Annotated in this window: 20 protein-coding genes; all 20 read left to right on the top strand. The window is 59.2% G+C overall.

What is annotated here, in order from left to right; all coding sequences use genetic code 11:
• Positions 1 to 2: 2 nt before the first annotated feature.
• A complete protein-coding gene (locus ACFPPD_RS00070; protein WP_209747457.1) occupies positions 3 to 617 on the top strand; it encodes a hypothetical protein in 615 nt (204 codons plus the stop codon).
• 103 nt (positions 618 to 720) lie between these two features.
• Positions 721 to 1,155, top strand: coding sequence for a hypothetical protein (locus ACFPPD_RS00075; RefSeq protein WP_378080951.1), 435 nt, complete (start codon positions 721 to 723; stop codon positions 1,153 to 1,155).
• Between the two features lie 118 nt (positions 1,156 to 1,273).
• The gene (locus ACFPPD_RS00080) at positions 1,274 to 1,639 is read left to right on the top strand and encodes a histidine triad nucleotide-binding protein (protein WP_209747459.1); all 366 of its coding nucleotides are present in this window, start codon (positions 1,274 to 1,276) and stop codon (positions 1,637 to 1,639) included.
• Between the two features lie 142 nt (positions 1,640 to 1,781).
• On the top strand, positions 1,782 to 1,955 hold the full coding sequence (gene rpsU / locus ACFPPD_RS00085) for a 30S ribosomal protein S21 (RefSeq protein WP_094041673.1): 174 nt from the start codon (positions 1,782 to 1,784) through the stop codon (positions 1,953 to 1,955).
• A gap of 15 nt (positions 1,956 to 1,970) precedes the next feature.
• Positions 1,971 to 2,414 carry a GatB/YqeY domain-containing protein gene (locus ACFPPD_RS00090; protein ID WP_209747460.1) on the top strand — a complete coding sequence of 148 codons (444 nt, stop codon included), beginning with the start codon at positions 1,971 to 1,973 and terminating at the stop codon, positions 2,412 to 2,414.
• A 195-nt stretch (positions 2,415 to 2,609) separates the two neighbouring features.
• Complete coding sequence (locus ACFPPD_RS00095) at positions 2,610 to 3,986, top strand: NfeD family protein (RefSeq protein WP_209747761.1); 1,377 nt, start codon at positions 2,610 to 2,612, stop codon at positions 3,984 to 3,986.
• Positions 3,987 to 4,020: 34 nt separating this feature from the next.
• Positions 4,021 to 5,007, top strand: a complete 987-nt coding sequence (gene floA / locus ACFPPD_RS00100; RefSeq protein ID WP_209747464.1) for a flotillin-like protein FloA — start codon at positions 4,021 to 4,023, stop codon at positions 5,005 to 5,007.
• Between the two features lie 65 nt (positions 5,008 to 5,072).
• Positions 5,073 to 5,528 (top strand): hypothetical protein, encoded by a 456-nt coding sequence (locus ACFPPD_RS00105; protein WP_209747466.1) that lies wholly within the window; start codon positions 5,073 to 5,075, stop codon positions 5,526 to 5,528.
• A 152-nt stretch (positions 5,529 to 5,680) separates the two neighbouring features.
• Positions 5,681 to 5,983, top strand: coding sequence for a sporulation protein YqfC (gene yqfC, locus ACFPPD_RS00110; RefSeq protein WP_209747468.1), 303 nt, complete (start codon positions 5,681 to 5,683; stop codon positions 5,981 to 5,983).
• A 67-nt stretch (positions 5,984 to 6,050) separates the two neighbouring features.
• Positions 6,051 to 7,229 carry a sporulation protein YqfD gene (gene yqfD / locus ACFPPD_RS00115; RefSeq protein WP_209747470.1) on the top strand — a complete coding sequence of 393 codons (1,179 nt, stop codon included), beginning with the start codon at positions 6,051 to 6,053 and terminating at the stop codon, positions 7,227 to 7,229.
• Positions 7,230 to 7,259: 30 nt separating this feature from the next.
• Complete coding sequence (locus tag ACFPPD_RS00120) at positions 7,260 to 8,225, top strand: PhoH family protein (protein ID WP_209747472.1); 966 nt, start codon at positions 7,260 to 7,262, stop codon at positions 8,223 to 8,225.
• A gap of 22 nt (positions 8,226 to 8,247) precedes the next feature.
• Positions 8,248 to 10,515 (top strand): HD family phosphohydrolase, encoded by a 2,268-nt coding sequence (locus ACFPPD_RS00125; RefSeq protein WP_209747474.1) that lies wholly within the window; start codon positions 8,248 to 8,250, stop codon positions 10,513 to 10,515.
• Positions 10,512 to 11,048: an rRNA maturation RNase YbeY gene (gene ybeY, locus ACFPPD_RS00130; protein ID WP_209747476.1), complete on the top strand. Its 537-nt coding sequence runs from the start codon at positions 10,512 to 10,514 to the stop codon at positions 11,046 to 11,048. Before ACFPPD_RS00125 ends, ybeY begins: the two co-directional genes overlap by 4 nt.
• On the top strand, positions 11,045 to 11,419 hold the full coding sequence (locus ACFPPD_RS00135) for a diacylglycerol kinase family protein (protein ID WP_209747478.1): 375 nt from the start codon (positions 11,045 to 11,047) through the stop codon (positions 11,417 to 11,419). Before ybeY ends, ACFPPD_RS00135 begins: the two co-directional genes overlap by 4 nt.
• A gap of 42 nt (positions 11,420 to 11,461) precedes the next feature.
• Positions 11,462 to 11,893 (top strand): cytidine deaminase, encoded by a 432-nt coding sequence (locus ACFPPD_RS00140; protein ID WP_209747480.1) that lies wholly within the window; start codon positions 11,462 to 11,464, stop codon positions 11,891 to 11,893.
• Positions 11,894 to 11,941: 48 nt separating this feature from the next.
• On the top strand, positions 11,942 to 12,844 hold the full coding sequence (era, locus tag ACFPPD_RS00145; protein ID WP_209747482.1) for a GTPase Era: 903 nt from the start codon (positions 11,942 to 11,944) through the stop codon (positions 12,842 to 12,844).
• 103 nt (positions 12,845 to 12,947) lie between these two features.
• Positions 12,948 to 13,097, top strand: coding sequence for a YqzL family protein (locus tag ACFPPD_RS00150; RefSeq protein WP_209747484.1), 150 nt, complete (start codon positions 12,948 to 12,950; stop codon positions 13,095 to 13,097).
• A 6-nt stretch (positions 13,098 to 13,103) separates the two neighbouring features.
• The gene (recO, locus tag ACFPPD_RS00155; RefSeq protein WP_209747487.1) at positions 13,104 to 13,943 is read left to right on the top strand and encodes a DNA repair protein RecO; all 840 of its coding nucleotides are present in this window, start codon (positions 13,104 to 13,106) and stop codon (positions 13,941 to 13,943) included.
• A 348-nt stretch (positions 13,944 to 14,291) separates the two neighbouring features.
• Positions 14,292 to 15,179, top strand: a complete 888-nt coding sequence (glyQ, locus tag ACFPPD_RS00160) for a glycine--tRNA ligase subunit alpha (protein WP_209747490.1) — start codon at positions 14,292 to 14,294, stop codon at positions 15,177 to 15,179.
• Positions 15,172 to 17,253: a glycine--tRNA ligase subunit beta gene (gene glyS / locus ACFPPD_RS00165; protein WP_209747492.1), complete on the top strand. Its 2,082-nt coding sequence runs from the start codon at positions 15,172 to 15,174 to the stop codon at positions 17,251 to 17,253. The genes glyQ and glyS overlap by 8 nt, the downstream gene beginning before the upstream one ends.
• The last annotated feature ends 29 nt before the right edge of the window (positions 17,254 to 17,282 follow it).

A 17,282-nucleotide genomic window follows, 5' to 3' on the forward strand; every position in this document is an offset into this window, starting at 1 on the left:
CCATGGCTGACGAAACCAAAGCCAAAAGATCGTATACGGTGCCGGTGCTCCTCATCATGATGATGGTGATGATGACGCTGATCATCGTGTTTTATTCGAAAAACTTGCTGATCGGGCAAGCCCGCGAAACGGAAACGGGACAGCGGATCGCCGAGCGGTACGGATTCGCCGAGATGTTCGCGGATCGGCTGCAGGGCGGCGCGGAAGGCATGCTGAACGCCAAGACGACGGCCGACAAAGTGAAAGCCGCCGAATTGCTCGGGGGCGCTAAAGTCGCGGCGGGCGAAGCGATCGTCTTGTTCGCCGACGCGGATCGCCAAGCGACCGGACAATCCGCCGAAGAAGCGATCAAGCCTTACGCGGAAATCGCGAACCGGATTTTCGGCGAAGGAGGCGCGTTGGACGGCGTCGGCCAACGCGAAGGCGCGTTGACCGAACGACAAGTCGAAGCGTTGACGCTGGCTCGCGACGTCGCGGCTGACGTCCAGAAGAAACTCGGCGCCTATCGTCCGCTGACCGGAGAGGCCGGTTACCGCCAGATGGAAGCGGGCGGACAATGGATTCCGAGCGCGGCGGAGGCGGGCAAAGCTTATCTCGCATACGGCAAGTCTCGCTAAAGCGAATGGGCGCCGCTCCGAGGCGCCCATTTTCATCTTGCGTGTAGCCATTCGCCTATCCCAGCATATGCTGTTGGGGAAAGCGCCCAAGGAGGAATGGCTCATGGAAAAGACGAAACCTTCTCAGCCTGCGGCCCATCAGCCCAAGCAACCGAACCAGCCGGTCGTCCAGCCGACGGTCACGATGCCCGCGAAGATGCCGTATGCAATGCCCGCGAAGATGCCGTATGCAACGCAGGCAGCGATGCCGGCGGCGAAACCCGCGGCTTACAAAATATCGAAAGAGACGTGCCTTAGCCATATGCACCGTTACGTGGAAGTCCAAGGCTCGGACGGGTATTGCTACGACGGCATCGTCGAACACGTGGACGATGAATGGTTGTGCCTGGCAGTGCCGGGATCGGCGGACCACATGCGCTCTTTTTTCCCGGGCGCGGGCTTCGGGCCGTTCTATCCTTACCGCCCGAGACGCTTTAATCGCCTCGTGCTGCCGCTCGCGAGTCTCGTGGCGATTTCCCTGCTGCCATACTACTGGTGACCGGCGGAAGCCGATCCGGGCCTGCGGTCGCAGGCCCGTTTTCGTTGGCGGAAAATTGGACGGGCGCCATCCTTATCGGGTATGATGAACCTATATAACCGATACGATGAGGTGCCCCATGTCCGATTGCCTGTTCTGCAAAATCGTCGAAGGAACGATTCCCGCGCGCAAAGTATACGAAGACGACCGGGTCGTCGCGTTTCACGATATCCAGCCGCAAGCGCCGGTCCACTTGCTCGTCATCCCCAAAAAACACATCGCATCGATCAACGACGGAACGCCCGAGGATGTCGAGCTGCTCGGCCGAACGCTGCTTGCGGCGCAGCAAGTCGCCCGGGAAGCTGGACTCGCGGAGAATGGCTACCGGCTCGTGAACAATTGCGGCAAGGACTCCGGCCAAATCGTGTTCCATCTGCATTGGCACGTGCTCGGCGGCGAGAAACTCGGAGCGTTGAACGTGAAAAACAACGTTTCCGACAATTGAAAGCACGAGGAAAGCACGAGGAAAAACTTAGCTCGGACGTTTCGCAATTTTTCGTCCCGCCCAAGTTGACACTCCCTTTCCTCATCACCTATAATATAGTTTGATAACCGTGTTGGGTCTGTTGCGGAGGGAGGGAAAACAGGTGGCCGAAACAAAAGTTCGTAAAAATGAAACAATCGACGCTGCACTCCGCCGCTTTAAGCGTTCCATTGCCAAAGATGGCGTTCTCGCGGAAGTGAAGAAACGTAAACATTACGAGAAACCAAGCGTTAAGCGCAAGTTGAAATCCGAAGCTGCGCGCAAACGTAAGTACTAGGAGGAATCCGCACTCATGAATCTTGCGGACCGTTTGAACGAAGACATGAAACAGGCGATGAGGAACGGCGAGAAGTTCCGCCTTCAGACGATTCGCATGGTTCGCGCTTCGATCAAAAACCAAGAAATCGAGCTGCGCCGCCCGCTTGACGAGAATGAGACGCTTAGCGTTTTCAGTCGCGAGCTCAAGCAACGACGCGATTCTCAAGCCGACTTCGAAAGAGGCGGCCGGGACGACCTCGTGGCGACCGTAAAAGCAGAAATTGAGATCATCTCGGAATATCTCCCCCGACAGCTGACGGAAGAAGAAATCAAAGCTATAGTTGTACAGACCATGCAAGAGACCGGTGTCTCTTCTAAAGCTGAGCTAGGGAAATTGATGGGTGCCCTGATGCCTAAGGTAAAGGGAATCGCGGACGGCAAGCTCGTCAATGCGATCGTCCAACAATCTCTGCAATAATTCCGACGAACGACAGGCACTCCCCTCGGGGAGTGCTTTTTGCTTGTAACCCGAGTAGCTTGACTTCATAATGAATGGTAAATACTCTCAACGATGCGATTGCGCTGGAAGCGGCCGTGAAACGCCGAACCTCATGAAACGTATTACCGATCAAGTTGGAAAACGCGCAAGGAGGAGGGATGGGTTTTGAATCCAATGAAGACGCTTCGTAGCGCAAACAAGCGCCGGTCGAGATTTGCGAAGCCGTCGATATCGGTCATGCTGCCGGTTTTGCTGATGTTGTTCGGGCTCGCGGGCATCGCGCAGGCCGAAGGGAAGGCGTCCGAAGGTGCCGTTTACGTCGTGCCCGTGCAGCAGACGGTCCAAAGCGGGCTTGCGTCGTTCCTCGATCGCGCGCTGACGGAGGCGGAAGAGGCGAAAGCGTCGCTCGTCGTGCTCGATATCGATACGCCGGGCGGGAGGCTGGACACCGCGGAGCAGATCGGTAAGCGCATCCGCGAGAGCGCCGTTCCGACGCTGGCGTTCGTCAGCGGCAAAGCGGCGTCGGCGGGAGCGTACATCGCGCTGAACGCGGGCGATATCGCGATGGGGCCGGGGACGGTCATCGGGGCGGCGATGATCGTGGACGGCAACGGCGACCCCGTCGACAATCCGAAGCTCGTCTCGTTCTGGAGCGAAGAGATGAACGCGGCGGCGCAGTTGAACGGCAGGGATCCGAGCATCGCCGTCGGCATGGTCGACCCGAACCGGGTCGTCGAGATGAAAGCGATCGGGGAAACGAAGGAGAAAGGCCAGATCATCTCGCTTAGCGCGGACAAAGCGGCGAAGGTCGGATATGCCGACCACATCGCGAAGACGGCGGAAGAAGCGATCGCTTGGAAAGGATTGTCGGACAGGACGGTCGTCCATTTCGAGCCTTCCTTGGCGGAACGACTGGCGGCTTTCGTCACCGGCGCCGGCATCAGCACGTTGTTGCTCATCCTCGGCATCGCCGGCGTGGCGATCGAATTCCTCGTGCCGGGATTCGGCGCTCCGGGCATCCTAGGGTTGATCTCCTTCGGCTTGTATTTCTTCGGCCAGTCGATCGCCGGATTCGCGGGGATGGAATCGCTTGCCGTGTTCATCCTCGGCATCGTGCTGCTGATCTTGGAAGCGTTCGTGCCGAGCTTCGGCGTGCTCGGCCTCCTCGGCATAGCAGGCGTCGTGGCCGGCATCTCGATGGGGGCCTACGACACGGGCAACGCGCTCCGGTCTCTTGGCATCGCCGGGCTCGTCGCGATCGTTATCGTCGGGGTCGTCGCTTACGTATTCCGCAAGCGGGGAATATGGAACAAGTTCATTCTCAAGGAACAACTGACGACGGACAAGGGCTTCGTGCCCCAGCAGCCGAGAGAGCGCTGGATCGGGAGGGAAGGCGTTACCGCTTCGATGCTCCGGCCTTCCGGGCTGGCGGAAATCGGAGGCGAACGTCTCGACGTCATAACGACGGGCGAGTTCGTCGAGAACGGCAAACCCGTTCGCGTCGTCTCCGTAGACGGGACGAGAATCGTCGTGAAAGAAATTCGCGACTAACGAACGATACAATTAGAACCTTCGGAGGTTAACCATGGATAACGCGCAAATTCAATTGCTAGTCATTATCGCTTTGGCCGTCGTGGCCGTTTCCGTATTCCTCAGCTTCTTCCCGTTCATGCTCTGGATCTCGGCGCTCGCGTCCGGCGTCCGCATCAGCATTATCACGCTCGTCGCGATGCGTCTGCGCCGCGTCGTTCCAAGCCGGATCGTCAACCCGATGATCAAGGCGACGAAGGCGGGTCTCGGCCTGAACATCAACCAGCTTGAAAGCCACTTCCTCGCCGGCGGCAACGTCGACCGCGTCGTGAACGCGTTGATCGCCGCGCAACGCGCGGACATCCCGCTCGTGTTCGAGAGAGCGGCGGCGATCGATCTCGCCGGACGGGACGTTCTTCAAGCGGTGCAAATGAGCGTGAACCCGAAAGTCATCGAGACCCCCGTCGTATCGGCGGTCGCGAAGAACGGCATCGAAGTCAAAGTCAAAGCCCGCGTAACGGTCCGGGCAAACATCGACCGTTTGGTCGGCGGCGCCGGCGAGGAAACGGTGCTGGCCCGCGTCGCGGAAGGCATCGTCAGTACGAACGGCGCTTCGGAGACGCACAAGGACGTGCTCGAGCATCCCGATTTGATTTCCAAAACGGTCCTGAGCAAAGGGTTGGACGCGGGCACCGCGTTCGAAATCTTGTCGATCGATATCGCCGACGTCGATGTCGGCAAAAACATCGGCGCGCATTTGCAGACGGAGCAAGCCGAAGCCGACAAGCGCATCGCCCAGGCGAAAGCGGAAGAACGCCGCGCGATGGCGGTCGCGCATGAGCAGGAAATGAAAGCGCGCGTCGTCGAGATGCAGGCGAAGGTCGTCGAGGCGGAATCCGAAGTGCCTCTCGCGATGGCGGAAGCGCTGAAGAGCGGCAAGCTCGGCGTCATGGATTACATGAATTTGAAAAACATCGAAGCGGATACGCAGATGCGCGGCTCCATCGGCAAGCAAGGCGACGAGGGCGCCCAGAAGCCTTAAGCCGCCATCCGGAATCGGAGGCCTTCTCTGCCGGATAACGGACTTACGAGCAAGGAGGATGATGCATGGAGCAATTGATTTCGTTCGTGGCGCATAACTTTTATTTCGTGATTATCGTCGTCGGGGTCATCTACTCGATGTTTTTTCGTAAATCGCCGCTCGAGCGGAAGCCGAACCGGATGCCGGATTTCGGCGGGGCAGGGCGCCCCGCGCCTCAGCGGCAACGTCCCCCGGCGCAGCGGCCGGAGCAGACGCAGGCTTCCCGTCCGCCGGCTCCCCGCGAGCAGCCGCGTCCCGCGGCGGCTCCCGCGCGGGCGGACGTTCCCCTGTCGCAAGCGGCGTCCGTCGCCGCCGTCGTCGCGCCTCAAGGCCCGCAAACCGCGCCGCAAGCGCGCCGCGCGCAACCTCGGAGCCCCGCGGCGGCGTCGTCCGGGGTCCTCAGCCGGCAAGACTTGAAGCGCGCGATCGTCTGGGCGGAGATCGTCGGACCGCCGCGGGCGAGAAAACCATACGGAAAATAACGGCATAACCAAAAGCGAGTCCCCCGGGACTCGCTTTTTCGTTCTTTCTTTCCGAAGTCGCCGCGGGTTTTACGGAAGGCTTGACCGCCGATCGCTTCATAAAGGATGACTAAGGCGCATATGTTTTATCGTATAGGAGGGAGGACCGCCCAATGATGCGTGTAAGTCGGAAGCTGCGCAAATGGACCGCGACGATTCTCGACCTGCCGCAGGATGTGGTGCTGGACTTGCCGCGCATCACGATGATCGGGGGCCTTCAGGTAACGGTGGAAAACCACCGCGGGATCCTCCATTTCTCTCCGGACAATTTGCGGCTCGCGATGGACAACGGGGAAATGGAAGTGACGGGACAAAATTTGATCATCCGCAATATCGGCGCGGAGGAAGTATTCGTCGAAGGCAACATTTTAGGCGTTCAGCTGTTGGTCAAGGGAAAGAACAAGACGCCGGGATGAAGATGAATCTTCCCGGCGCGTTTTCCGCGCGTTCGCGGAGGACAAGCGGGGGTAGGGGGTAGCGGAGATGAAAGGAACATGGTTGGCCAACGTACGCGGCTACGTCGGCGTGAAGCTGATCGGGGGAGAGCCGGAGAAGTTCCTGAACGCGGCGACGGAGCAAAGGATCGGTCTGTGGAACATTTCGTTCGCGAAAGGCGGGGAGCTCAGCTTCGGCGTGACCGTGCCGGATTTCTTTAAGCTGCGGCCGTTGCTGCGGGACAGCGGGTGCCGCTCCCGCATCTTGTCCAAGCATGGGCTGCCGTTCCGAATGGCGAAGCTATCGAGGAGAAAAACGTTCGCGGCGGGCATGTTCGCGTTCGCGATCGCGCTTTTCGCGTTGTCCACGTTCGTCTGGAACGTCAAGATCGAAGGTAATTCCGCGATACCGCCGGAGAAAATACGGGCGGCGGCAAGGGAGGAAGGCCTATACGCGTTCCAATCGTCGTTCCGGCTGAAGAGCCCAGACGCGCTCGCGAAGAAGCTGGCGCTTCGGCTGCCTGAGGCGGCCTGGATCGGAGTGGACAAGCAAGGGACGACGGTCACGATTACGGTCGTCGATTCGACGCGTCCCGAGAAGAAGCCGCTCGTCGGTCCGAGTAACCTCGTCGCCTCCGACGACGCCGTCGTCACCCGCATTATCGCGGAGAGCGGCAGGCCGAAGGTAGAGCGCAACGACAGGGTGCGCAAGGGAGACGTTCTTATCTCCGGCTTCATCGGCAACGAAACGAACAATAAAGTCGTCTCGTCCAAGGGCAAAGTCATGGGACTCGTCTGGCACGAATATCGGATCGAGTCGCCTCTGGAGACGAAGACGAGAAATTATACGGGCACTTCCCAAGAGCGCAAGTTCCTCGTGATCGGCGGCCGCGCGCTGCAGATTTCCGGTTACCGCGGGGATACGTACGAGTTGTCCCGGACGCTCACGACGGTAAAGCGGGCGAAGCTATGGGACCGCTTGCTGCCCTTCGGGACGATGACCGAGCGGGAGCAGGAAGTGTCGGAAACCGGGAAGAAGCTGACGCCGGCGGAAGCGAAGGAAACGGGACTCGCTCAGGCGCGCGCGGAATTGCTGCTTAAGAGCGGTCCGGAAGCGTCGATCAAAGAGGAAAAAATTTTACACGAGCGTACCGAGAATGGTAAAGTGATGTTAACCGTGTATTTCGAAGTGGAACAATCGATAGCGGTCGAACGTCCGATAGGATAAGCGTTTTTCGAGCAGGGGGAATGAGTTTTTTTGACGGAGCTGAAAGCTTACACGACGATCCCGTTACGCAACGCGGCGGAAGGACTGGCGTTGTTCGGCCCGCAGGACGTGTTCCTGAGGCTGATCGAGAAAGAAACCGTTTCGCTGATTCATTCCAGGGAAGCGGAGATTCATATCGAAGGTCCGTCCGACGAGGTGCGCTCGCTAGAGCAGCTGTTCGAGACGCTCATCCAACTGATCCAAGACGGCATGCAGCTGTCGGAGCGCGACGTGCGCTACGCGCTGAAGCTGTCCCGGGAAATGAAAGCGGACGAGCTTCTTTCCTTGTTCAAAGGGGAAATCACGTCGACGTTCCGAGGCAAGCCGGTCATTCCGAAGACGCTCGGACAACGACACTACGTGACGACGATCCGTAAAAAAGATATCGTGCTCGGCATCGGACCCGCGGGCACGGGCAAGACGTACTTGGCCGTCATGTGCGCGGTCGCCGCGCTTAAGGGCGGCAAGGTGAAGCGAATCCTGCTCACCCGTCCCGCCGTCGAAGCCGGGGAAAGCCTGGGCTTCTTGCCGGGCGACATGCAAGAGAAGGTCGATCCGTATCTTCGTCCGCTGTACGACGCGCTGAACGACGCGCTTGGCGTCGAAGGCGTCGCTAAGGCGATGGAGCGCGGGCAGATCGAAATCGCGCCGCTCGCCTACATGAGGGGCAGAACGCTCGACGATTCGTTCGTCATTCTGGACGAAGCGCAGAACACGACGCCCGAGCAGATGAAAATGTTCCTGACTAGGCTCGGTTTCGGATCGCGCATGATCATCACGGGAGACGTCACCCAGATCGATTTGCCGAAGGGCAAAAAATCCGGGCTGATGGAAGCCGAACAAGTGCTCAAGAACATCGAAGAAATCGGCATCGTGTATTTTACCGATCAAGACGTCGTTCGCCATGCCCTCGTCCAGAAGATTATCTTGGCGTACAACGCGTTAAACGAACAATAACGATCAGGGAGGGGAGCGCCGGATGAGTCGTCGCAACAACGGCCAGGCCAGCCATCCATCGACCTTGACCCGGGCAGCGGCAGGATGGAAGCACAGCGCGGCGATGCGCTGGCTCCTGCTCCTGCTTTTTGTATTTTTGTTTTACTTCAGCCTGTCGTCCCGGCTCGTGCCGGAGACGTACGACATTACGCTTAACGGCAAGAGCGAGAAAGACATCCGGGCTCCCCGCCAAGCGGTCGACGACAAGGCGACGCTGCAGGCGCAGGAAGAAGCGGCGGACAAAGTCGGCTCCATCTATTCGATCGTGGCGCTTCGCAACGAGACGCTGATCGACGAAATATTCGCCCGGGTCGAAGAGTTGAATCAAGACGATCAAATTCTCGAAAGCGACAAAGTCGACATCTACCGCAGGGTCATTCCGGAGCGGGTGCAGCAGTACGTGTCCGCGTTCGTCGCGGCGAACAAAGGCAGCGAGACGTACTCCGCGGAATTGCTCGCCGAGATGGAGAAGGTCGTCTCCGCGCAAGCTTACGCCATTCCGGAGGAAACCTACTACAAGATTCCGAAGTTGACGTCCGACCAGATCGCGAGCATGCGCATCGTCGGGCGCGACATCGTGCGCAAGCTGACCGGCGAACCGCTCACCCAGGCCGAGACGGCCCGGACGAAGGTCGCGGAGCTCGTTAACGCGAGCTCGCTCGCGCTCAAGACGGAACGGGAGATCGTGCAGGAACTGGCGCGCATCTCGATCTTGCCGAACAAATTCTTCGACCGGAAGGCGACCGAAGACGCCGAAGTCGAAGCGAAGCAGAATACGACGCCCGTGCTCGTCATGCAAGGCGACGTCGTCGTCAAGGCGGGGCAGGTCATTACCCAAAGCCTCTACGAGAAGCTCGATGCCCTCGGCCTTCTGCAAGAACGCCAAAGCGATCTGCCGAAGCTCGGCGTGCTGCTGTTCGCCGTCATCTTTACGCTGGCGCTGTACGGATACGGGGAATTGACCGCCGCCGGCTCGCCGTCGGACAAACGGACGAACGTCCAGTGGGTCATGCTGCTGCTCATCTTCGCGCTGAATATTCTGTTCATGCATCTCGCGGCGTTGGCGCATAGCCAAGATTGGCCGTACGCCGGTTATTTGGCGCCGGTCGCCTTGGGCAGCATGCTCGTCACGCTATTGCTGGACTTCCATCTCGGTCTCGTCAGCTCGTTCCTGTTCACCCTTCTCGCGAGCATGATTCTGAATGTGGAGCAGGAGCATATTTTCGACTTCCATTACGGATTCGTGGCTGCGGTCGTCTCGTTCACCGCCGTGCTGGCGATTCACCGGGCGAGCCAGCGCTCGTCCATCCTAAAGGCGGGCATAATGGTCAGCCTGTTCGGTTCGGTGGCGGTGCTGGCGCTTATGCTCGTCGATCCGGAACCGAGCCGGGCCGCGCTCGTCCAGTCGGTCGGGTTCATGTTTTCCAGCGGCTTGCTGACCGCGGTGCTCGTCATCGGACTGATGCCGTTCTTTGAAGTAACGTTCGGCATCCTATCGGCGCTAAAGCTGGTCGAGCTGTCGAATCCGAACCATCCGCTGTTGCGCAAGCTGCTGACGGAGACGCCGGGCACGTACCATCACAGCCTGATGGTCGGCAACTTGTCGGAAGCGGCGGCGGAAGCGGTCGGCGCGAACGGCCTGCTCTGCCGCGTCGGTTCTTTCTATCACGACGTAGGCAAGACGAAAAGGCCGCTTTATTTTATCGAGAACCAGAACGGTTCCGGCAATCCCCACGACAAGCTTGATCCGAAGGTGAGCGCGTCGATCATTATCGCCCACGCGAAAGACGGCGCGGACATGCTGAAAGCCCATAAGCTTCCGAGGCCGATCAGGGATATCGCGGAGCAGCATCACGGCACGACGTTCTTGAAGTTTTTCTTCTACAAGGCGGCTAAGCTCGCGCAAGAAGCGGGAACGGACAACGAATGGACGGAAGACGATTTCCGTTATCCCGGGCCGAAGGCGCAATCGAAGGAAGCGGCCATCGTCGGCATCGCCGACTGCGTCGAGGCGGCCGTGCGCTCGCTTAATCATCCGACGGTCGAGCAGATCGAGGGCATCATCGGCAAGATTATTAAAGACAGGCTCGACGATAACCAATTCAACGAATGCGATCTGACGCTCCGGGAGCTCGATAAAATCGCCGAGACGCTCAAGGAAACGGTCATCGGCATGTTCCATTCGCGAATCGAGTATCCGGACGACAAGGAACTGAAAAAATTGAAAGAAGCGAAGGAGACCAAAGAATGACGTTAAGCCTGGAATGGATCGACGAACGCGAAGGGGGCGCAGGCCCTAAAGAAGAGAAGTGGATGGAGCTGTTGGAGCAGCTGCTCGCCATCGCAGGCAAGAAGGAAGAAGTGGAGACGGGCATCGTCACGCTGACGTTGACGGACGACGAGGGCATTCGCGAATTGAACCGCCAATACCGCGGCCTGGATAAGCCGACGGACGTTCTCTCCTTCTCCTTGATCGAAGGGGAAGAGCCGGAAATTCGGTTCGACGGCGAATACGAAGCGTCCGAGGAAGGCGAAGAGGAGTGGCACGACGAAGAGAAGGCGGGCAATCCGTATTCGGAACTGCTCGGCGACATCGTCATATCCGTTCCGCGGGCGGAAGCGCAAGCGGAGGAATACGGCCATAGCTTCGAGCGGGAACTCGGTTTTCTGTTCGTGCACGGCTTTCTGCACGTGATCGGTTACGACCACGGGGACGAAGCGCAGGAAAAGGAAATGTTCGCGAAACAGGAGCAAGTGCTGCTGGAAGCGGGACTGACGCGATGAGCGGCCGGCGCTCGAAGGAGCTTCGCTCTTTTCGCTGCGCCATGGAAGGCATCGCCGGCGCGGTGCGAAGCGAGGGACACGTTCGGTTCCATCTCGCCGCGACGATTCTGGTCGCCGCGGCCTCCGCTTGGCTGAAGGCGACGGCAACCGACTGGTTATGGATCTTGACGGCCGTCGCCGCCGTCTGGGTCGCGGAATTGTTCAATACGGCGCTAGAGCGGCTCGTCGACCTGGCTTCGCCGGGACAGCATCCTCTCGCGAAGGCGGCGAAGGATACGGCGGCCGGCGCCGTGCTGGTCGCGGCTTTGTACGCGGCGGCCGTCGGGGCGATCGTCCTCGGTCCGCCGCTATGGGACAAATGCATGGGCTAGGCGCTATTCGGGCCGATGCCGACAAGGACGGAGGAACGCGAAATGAGCTTCAGCGAGATCGAAGCCGGCTATTCGGCCGACAGGCTGCTGCAAGAAGCGAAGGAAGCCCGCTCGAAGGCTTACGTGCCTTATTCGGGCTTCGCCGTCGGCGCGGTCGCCGTAGATGGCGAAGGGCGGCTTCACCATGGCTGCAACGTCGAGAACGCGGCCTACGGACCGACGAATTGCGCGGAACGGACGGCGCTCTTCCGCGCGATCGCGGACGGCAGGCAGGCCGGGGAATTCAAGGCGATCGCCGTCATCGGCGAGACGGACGATCCGATCTCTCCTTGCGGCGTATGCCGTCAAGTGATGATCGAGCTGTGCGATCCGGACATGCCCGTCATACTCGGCAACATGAACGGAACGCATCGGGTAACGACGGTGTCGGAGTTGCTTCCGGGGGCGTTCTCTTCTCGGGATTTGAACAAATAGATAGTAAAATAGAAGCAATCGAAGCAAGCGAAGGAGTAGGTCTAAGCGATGCAAAAGAAAGGCTTCAAATCGGGCTTCGTCGCGATCGTCGGCCGGCCGAACGTCGGCAAGTCGACGCTGATGAACCAGGTGATCGGGCAGAAAATCGCGATCATGTCGGATAAGCCGCAGACGACGCGCAACAAAATCCACGGCGTGTATACGACGGACGACGTCCAGATCGTATTCCTCGATACGCCGGGCATTCATAAGCCGAACTCCAAGCTCGGCAATTACATGTTGAAAGCCGCCGAGAGCGCGTTAAACGAAGTCGAAGCGATCCTGTACTTGACCGACGTGTCCGAACCGATCGGCGGCGGAGACCGCTATATTATGGAGCAGCTGAAGAAGGTCAAGGACACGCCGGTCTTCCTCGTGCTCAATAAGATCGACAAGATCCATCCGGAGCAAATGCTTCCGGTCATCGAGAAGTTCCGCAAGCAAATGAACTTCGCCGAGATCGTTCCGGTATCCGCCATGAACGGCAACAATGTGAACGCGCTGCTGGATACGCTATCGAAATATTTGCACGAAGGCCCGATGTACTATCCGGCCGACCAACTGACGGATCATCCCGAGCAGTTCGTTTGCGCGGAGCTGATCCGGGAGAAGCTGCTGCAGCAGACGCGGGAGGAAGTGCCGCATTCGATCGCGGTCGAGATCGAGAGCATGAGCGTCGCCGAGAACGGCCTCGTCAACGTCGGCGCCGTCATCTACGTCGAGAGGGATTCCCAGAAGGGCATCATCATCGGCAAGAAAGGCGCGTTGCTGAAGGAAGTCGGCAGGCAGGCGCGCGCGGATATGGAGAAGCTTCTCGGTTCGAAGATTTTCCTGGAGCTTTGGGTGAAGGTCAACAAAGATTGGCGCAATCGCGATTCCTTGCTGAAGACGCTCGGGTATCGCGAAGAGTAAAGCCGGCGCCGCGACAAAATGTGTCAGGCATACCCCGCGTTCTCGGGTGGCATCCTATTCGGTGAAAGTGCAGTTCATTTTCGCCCGGAGAGGAAGAGGCGCAGTGCGGGATTTTACATGGCACGTGTTTAAGCAAACCGGCGATATCGAAGCATATTTGCTTTATAAAGAAATGCACAATCTCGGTGCCGCCGAGCTCGGCAGCTTGCCGGGCCCGGAAGACGACGAGGGGAATGTCGCGGACGAGGAATGATGGCCGTTGCTGTATCGAGTCGAAGGGTTGGTCATTCGCAGCACCGATTACGGAGAAGGAAACAAGATCGTTACCCTGCTTACGCCGGATTTCGGCAAGCAGGGCATTGTCGTGCGCGGAGCGAAGAAGCTGAAGAGCCGATACGGCTCGCTCGCGCAAGTATTTACATACGGAGATTATTCGTATTACAAGGGCGGAACGCTCGGGACGCTGAACAGCGGGGAAATCATCCGATCGTTTCATGAACTGAGACAGGGATTGGACGGGCCCGCCTACGCCGCCTATGCCGCCGAGCTGACGGACAGGGCGATCAACGACGACGAAGCGGCCGCTAATTTGTTTCACCAATTGCTCGCCTTCCAGTCGGCTCTCGCGGAAGGGAAAGATCCGCAGATCGTCGTTCGCGCATACGAGATGAAGGTCGTCGCGGCCGCGGGTTACGAGCCGAATCTGGACGAGTGCGCGGGTTGCGGCAAAAGCAACGTCGCTTTCCGTTTCAGTCCGCCAGCGGGCGGGGCGTTGTGCCATTCATGCGCTTACAGGGATCCCGGCGCGCTTGAGCTGGACGATGGCGCATGGCGCTTGCTTCGAATATTCGCCGGCATGGACATGAGAAGGCTGGGCAACGTCTCCGTGAAGGAAAGCACGAAGCTGCAGCTGCGGCTCGCGCTCCGTCGTTGGATGGATACGCACTTGGGACTGAACTTGAAGTCCCGCGGATTTCTGGATCAACTGGAGAAATACGGCGACATGCTTTCGCCCGACGTCGCCAGACCGGCGCCTCGAGTCAAACCGCAGCCGAGTCCGGACGAGGGTACGGACCGCTCCGACGACCCTTCCGTTTGACAGAGCGCGCCGGCATCGTATAGAATATTTTCATTATCAATATCGTCTCTGCGAAGGAGAAAGTCGCCGAACAACCGTGCGCTCAGCGAGCCGGGGATAGTGCAAGCCCGGAGGTTACGGATCGGCGAATGGCGCTCTGGAGGGATATCGCGATAGTTCGCGACAATCAAGGCGGGTTTCGGGGCTCGTCGGCTGCTGCCGGCGTCGCGTACGCGAAATCAAGTAGGGTGGAACCGCGGGAAACGATCGACTCCCGTCCCTATGTCTGCTTTAGGCAGACGTGGGACAGGAGTTTTTATGTTGTTCGGAAACACTCGGGTTCGTCAACGAAAAAGGAGCGAGATGGCAATGAACTTCCAGCAAATGACGCTTACGCTGCAGCAGTTCTGGGCGGAGCAAAACTGCATCGTCGTGCAGCCTTACGACACGGAGAAGGGCGCGGGCACTTTGAACCCTATGACGTTCTTGCGGGCAATCGGTCCCGAACCTTGGAACGTCGCTTACGTCGAGCCTTCCAGAAGGCCGGCCGACGGCCGCTACGGGGAAAACCCGAATCGCCTGTACCAGCATCACCAGTTCCAAGTGATCATGAAGCCGTCGCCGGACAATATCCAAGAGCTTTATCTGGAGAGTTTGAAACGATTGGGTATCGATCCGCTCGACCACGACATCCGGTTCGTCGAGGATAACTGGGAGCATCCCGGCCTAGGCGCTTGGGGTCTCGGCTGGGAAGTGTGGCTCGACGGCATGGAAGTGACGCAGTTTACGTACTTCCAGCAAATCGGAGGTATCGATTGCAATCCGGTTTCTGTCGAACTGACTTACGGCATGGAACGTCTTGCTTCTTACATTCAATCCAAAGAAAACGTGTTTGACCTGGAATGGGTTAACGGGGTTACTTATGGGGACGTCTTCAAGCAGCAAGAGTTTGAGCATTCCAAATATACGTTTGAAGTGTCTGACGCGCCGATGCTGTTCCAATTGTTCTCGACATACGAGGCGGAGTCCAAACGTGCTTTGGAGCAAAGCCTTGTCTACCCCGCTTACGATTACGCGCTGAAATGTTCCCATGCGTTTAACTTGCTGGATGCCCGCGGCGCGATCAGCGTTACGGAACGAACGGGATATATCGGACGGGTCAGAAACTTGACGCGAGCGGTAGCGGCAACGTATTTGAAAGAGCGCGAGCGGCTCGAATTTCCGCTTTTGAAGAAAGGGGCGGCGAACAATGGCTAAGGATTTGTTGCTGGAGATCGGCTTGGAGGAAGTGCCCGCCCGTTTCGTGAGGGCGGCGATGGAGCAATTGAAGGACAAGACGGAGAAGTGGCTTGCGGATAGCCGCATCGCCTATGCGGGCGTTCAAGCATTCGCGACGCCCCGCAGGCTCGCGGTGCTCGTCAGCCAAATCGCCGATAAGCAAGAGGACATCAGCGAAGAAGTCAAAGGACCGTCCCGGAAAATCGCCTATGACGAGAACGGCGAATTGACCAAGCCCGCGCTCGGTTTCGCCCGCAGCCAGGGTGTCGATCCCGCGACGTTGTTCATTCGCGAAGTGGCGAACGTCGAGTACTTGTTCGCGACGAAAAGCAGCGTCGGCGTCGAAACGGCGGGGCTGCTTCCGGAAGCGTTGCCGGCTCTCGTGACGTCGCTGACGTTCCCGAAAAACATGAGATGGGGCGACTACGAGCTTCGTTACGTCCGGCCGATCCGCTGGCTCGTCGCGCTGCACGGATCCGAAGTCGTGCCGTTCGAAATTACCGGCGTGAAAAGCGGCAACGTCACTCGCGGACACCGGTTCCTCGGCGGCGAGACGACGATCGGGAGACCGTCCGAATACGCGGCGAAGCTGCGCGAGCAGCATGTCGTCGCCGACGTGGCGGAACGCGAGAAAGCGATCGTCTCGGGAATCGAAAGCCTGGCCGGCGATAGAGGCTGGCATATCGCGGTGAAAGAGGACTTGCTCGAGGAAGTGCTCTTCCTCGTCGAGACGCCGACGGTGCTGTCCGGTTCGTTCGATCCGTCGTTCCTGAACATTCCGCAAGAGGTACTCATTACTTCGATGCGCGAGCATCAGCGTTACTTCCCGGTGCTCGACGGCGAAGGCAAGCTGCTGCCGCATTTCGTGACGGTGCGCAGCGGCGACGCCAGATCGCTGGACGTCGTCTCCCGAGGCAACGAGAAGGTGCTTCGCGCCCGCTTGTCCGACGCGAAGTTTTTCTACGAGGAAGACAAGAAGCTCGTCATCGCGGACGCGCTGGCGAAGCTCGAAAATATCGTGTATCACGAGGAACTCGGCACCGTCGCGGATAAAGTTCGCCGCATTCGCGGCGTCGCGGAGCGGATCGCCCGCCATCTTCGCGCGGACGAAGAGACGCTGGCGGACGTCGTCCGCACGGCCGACATCTGCAAGTTCGACCTCGTGTCGCAAATGGTGTACGAATTCCCTGAACTGCAAGGCATCATGGGTGAAGATTACGCCCGCAAAGCCGGCGAGCGGGAGTCGGTCGCCAAGGCGATCAACGAGCATTATTCCCCGCGTAACGCGGGCGACCGTCCGGCGGCCTCGCTCGTCGGGGCGATCGTCGGCATCGCCGACAAGCTCGATACGATCGCGGGATGCTTCTCGATCGGCATCATTCCGACCGGGTCGCAGGATCCTTACGCGCTTCGCCGCCAAGCGGCGGGCATCGTGAACACGCTGCTGGCCCACGAGCTGGAGATCACGCTGGAGGAACTGTTCGCGATGGGCCTTGAAGGACACGCGGCGCGCGGCCTGAAGCGGGAAGCGATCGACGTGACGAAAGACATGACGGAGTTTTTCTCCTTGCGCATCAAGAACGTGCTGTCGGACTTGTCGATCCGTTACGACGTGGTCGACGCCATTCTCGGTTCCGGCGTCAAGGACATCCGCCGCGCGGTGCTGCGGGCGCAGGCGCTGCAAGCCGTGCAAGAAGGAGAAGGCAAAGCCGACTTCCGACCGGCGGTCGAGGCGTTTAACCGGGTTTGCAATCTGGCGGCCAAAGCGGACGGCAAACAAGTCGACGCGAACCTGTTCGCCGATCCCGCGGAGAAAGCTTTGTACGAAGCTTGGCAGAACGCTCACGGGGAAATGCTCGAAGCCGCGGCGCAAGCGGACATGGCGGGCGCGCTGTCTTCCCTGTCCTCGTTGAAGGAACCGGTTTCCGTATTCTTCGAAGCGGTCATGGTCATGGCAGAAGACGAGGCGCTCCGCCGCAACCGGCTCGCGATTCTGGCGCTCGTCGCCGACGACGTCAAACAATTCGCGGACTTCTCCAAGTTGACGGGCTGAGCGAAGAGCCGGCCGGGAAGGGGCGAACC

The organism is Cohnella suwonensis, from assembly GCF_042655365.1.
Lineage (GTDB): Bacteria > Bacillota > Bacilli > Paenibacillales > Paenibacillaceae > Cohnella > Cohnella suwonensis.

Excerpts from the sequence above, each read along its gene's own strand:
- ACFPPD_RS00125 (WP_209747474.1), top strand. The coding sequence starts at position 8,248 with ATGAGTCGTCGCAACAACGGCCAGGCCAGCCATCCATCGACCTTGACC.
- ACFPPD_RS00105 (WP_209747466.1), top strand. The coding sequence starts at position 5,073 with ATGGAGCAATTGATTTCGTTCGTGGCGCATAACTTTTATTTCGTGATT.
- ACFPPD_RS00135 (WP_209747478.1), top strand. The coding sequence starts at position 11,045 with ATGAGCGGCCGGCGCTCGAAGGAGCTTCGCTCTTTTCGCTGCGCCATG.
- floA (WP_209747464.1), top strand. The coding sequence starts at position 4,021 with ATGGATAACGCGCAAATTCAATTGCTAGTCATTATCGCTTTGGCCGTC.
- ACFPPD_RS00075 (WP_378080951.1), top strand. The coding sequence starts at position 721 with ATGGAAAAGACGAAACCTTCTCAGCCTGCGGCCCATCAGCCCAAGCAA.
- era (WP_209747482.1), top strand. The coding sequence starts at position 11,942 with ATGCAAAAGAAAGGCTTCAAATCGGGCTTCGTCGCGATCGTCGGCCGG.
- glyS (WP_209747492.1), top strand. The coding sequence starts at position 15,172 with ATGGCTAAGGATTTGTTGCTGGAGATCGGCTTGGAGGAAGTGCCCGCC.
- ACFPPD_RS00095 (WP_209747761.1), top strand. The coding sequence starts at position 2,610 with ATGAAGACGCTTCGTAGCGCAAACAAGCGCCGGTCGAGATTTGCGAAG.
- ACFPPD_RS00080 (WP_209747459.1), top strand. The coding sequence starts at position 1,274 with ATGTCCGATTGCCTGTTCTGCAAAATCGTCGAAGGAACGATTCCCGCG.
- ACFPPD_RS00090 (WP_209747460.1), top strand. The coding sequence starts at position 1,971 with ATGAATCTTGCGGACCGTTTGAACGAAGACATGAAACAGGCGATGAGG.
- ybeY (WP_209747476.1), top strand. The coding sequence starts at position 10,512 with ATGACGTTAAGCCTGGAATGGATCGACGAACGCGAAGGGGGCGCAGGC.
- ACFPPD_RS00070 (WP_209747457.1), top strand. The coding sequence starts at position 3 with ATGGCTGACGAAACCAAAGCCAAAAGATCGTATACGGTGCCGGTGCTC.
- ACFPPD_RS00140 (WP_209747480.1), top strand. The coding sequence starts at position 11,462 with ATGAGCTTCAGCGAGATCGAAGCCGGCTATTCGGCCGACAGGCTGCTG.
- glyQ (WP_209747490.1), top strand. The coding sequence starts at position 14,292 with ATGAACTTCCAGCAAATGACGCTTACGCTGCAGCAGTTCTGGGCGGAG.
- yqfC (WP_209747468.1), top strand. The coding sequence starts at position 5,681 with ATGATGCGTGTAAGTCGGAAGCTGCGCAAATGGACCGCGACGATTCTC.
- yqfD (WP_209747470.1), top strand. The coding sequence starts at position 6,051 with ATGAAAGGAACATGGTTGGCCAACGTACGCGGCTACGTCGGCGTGAAG.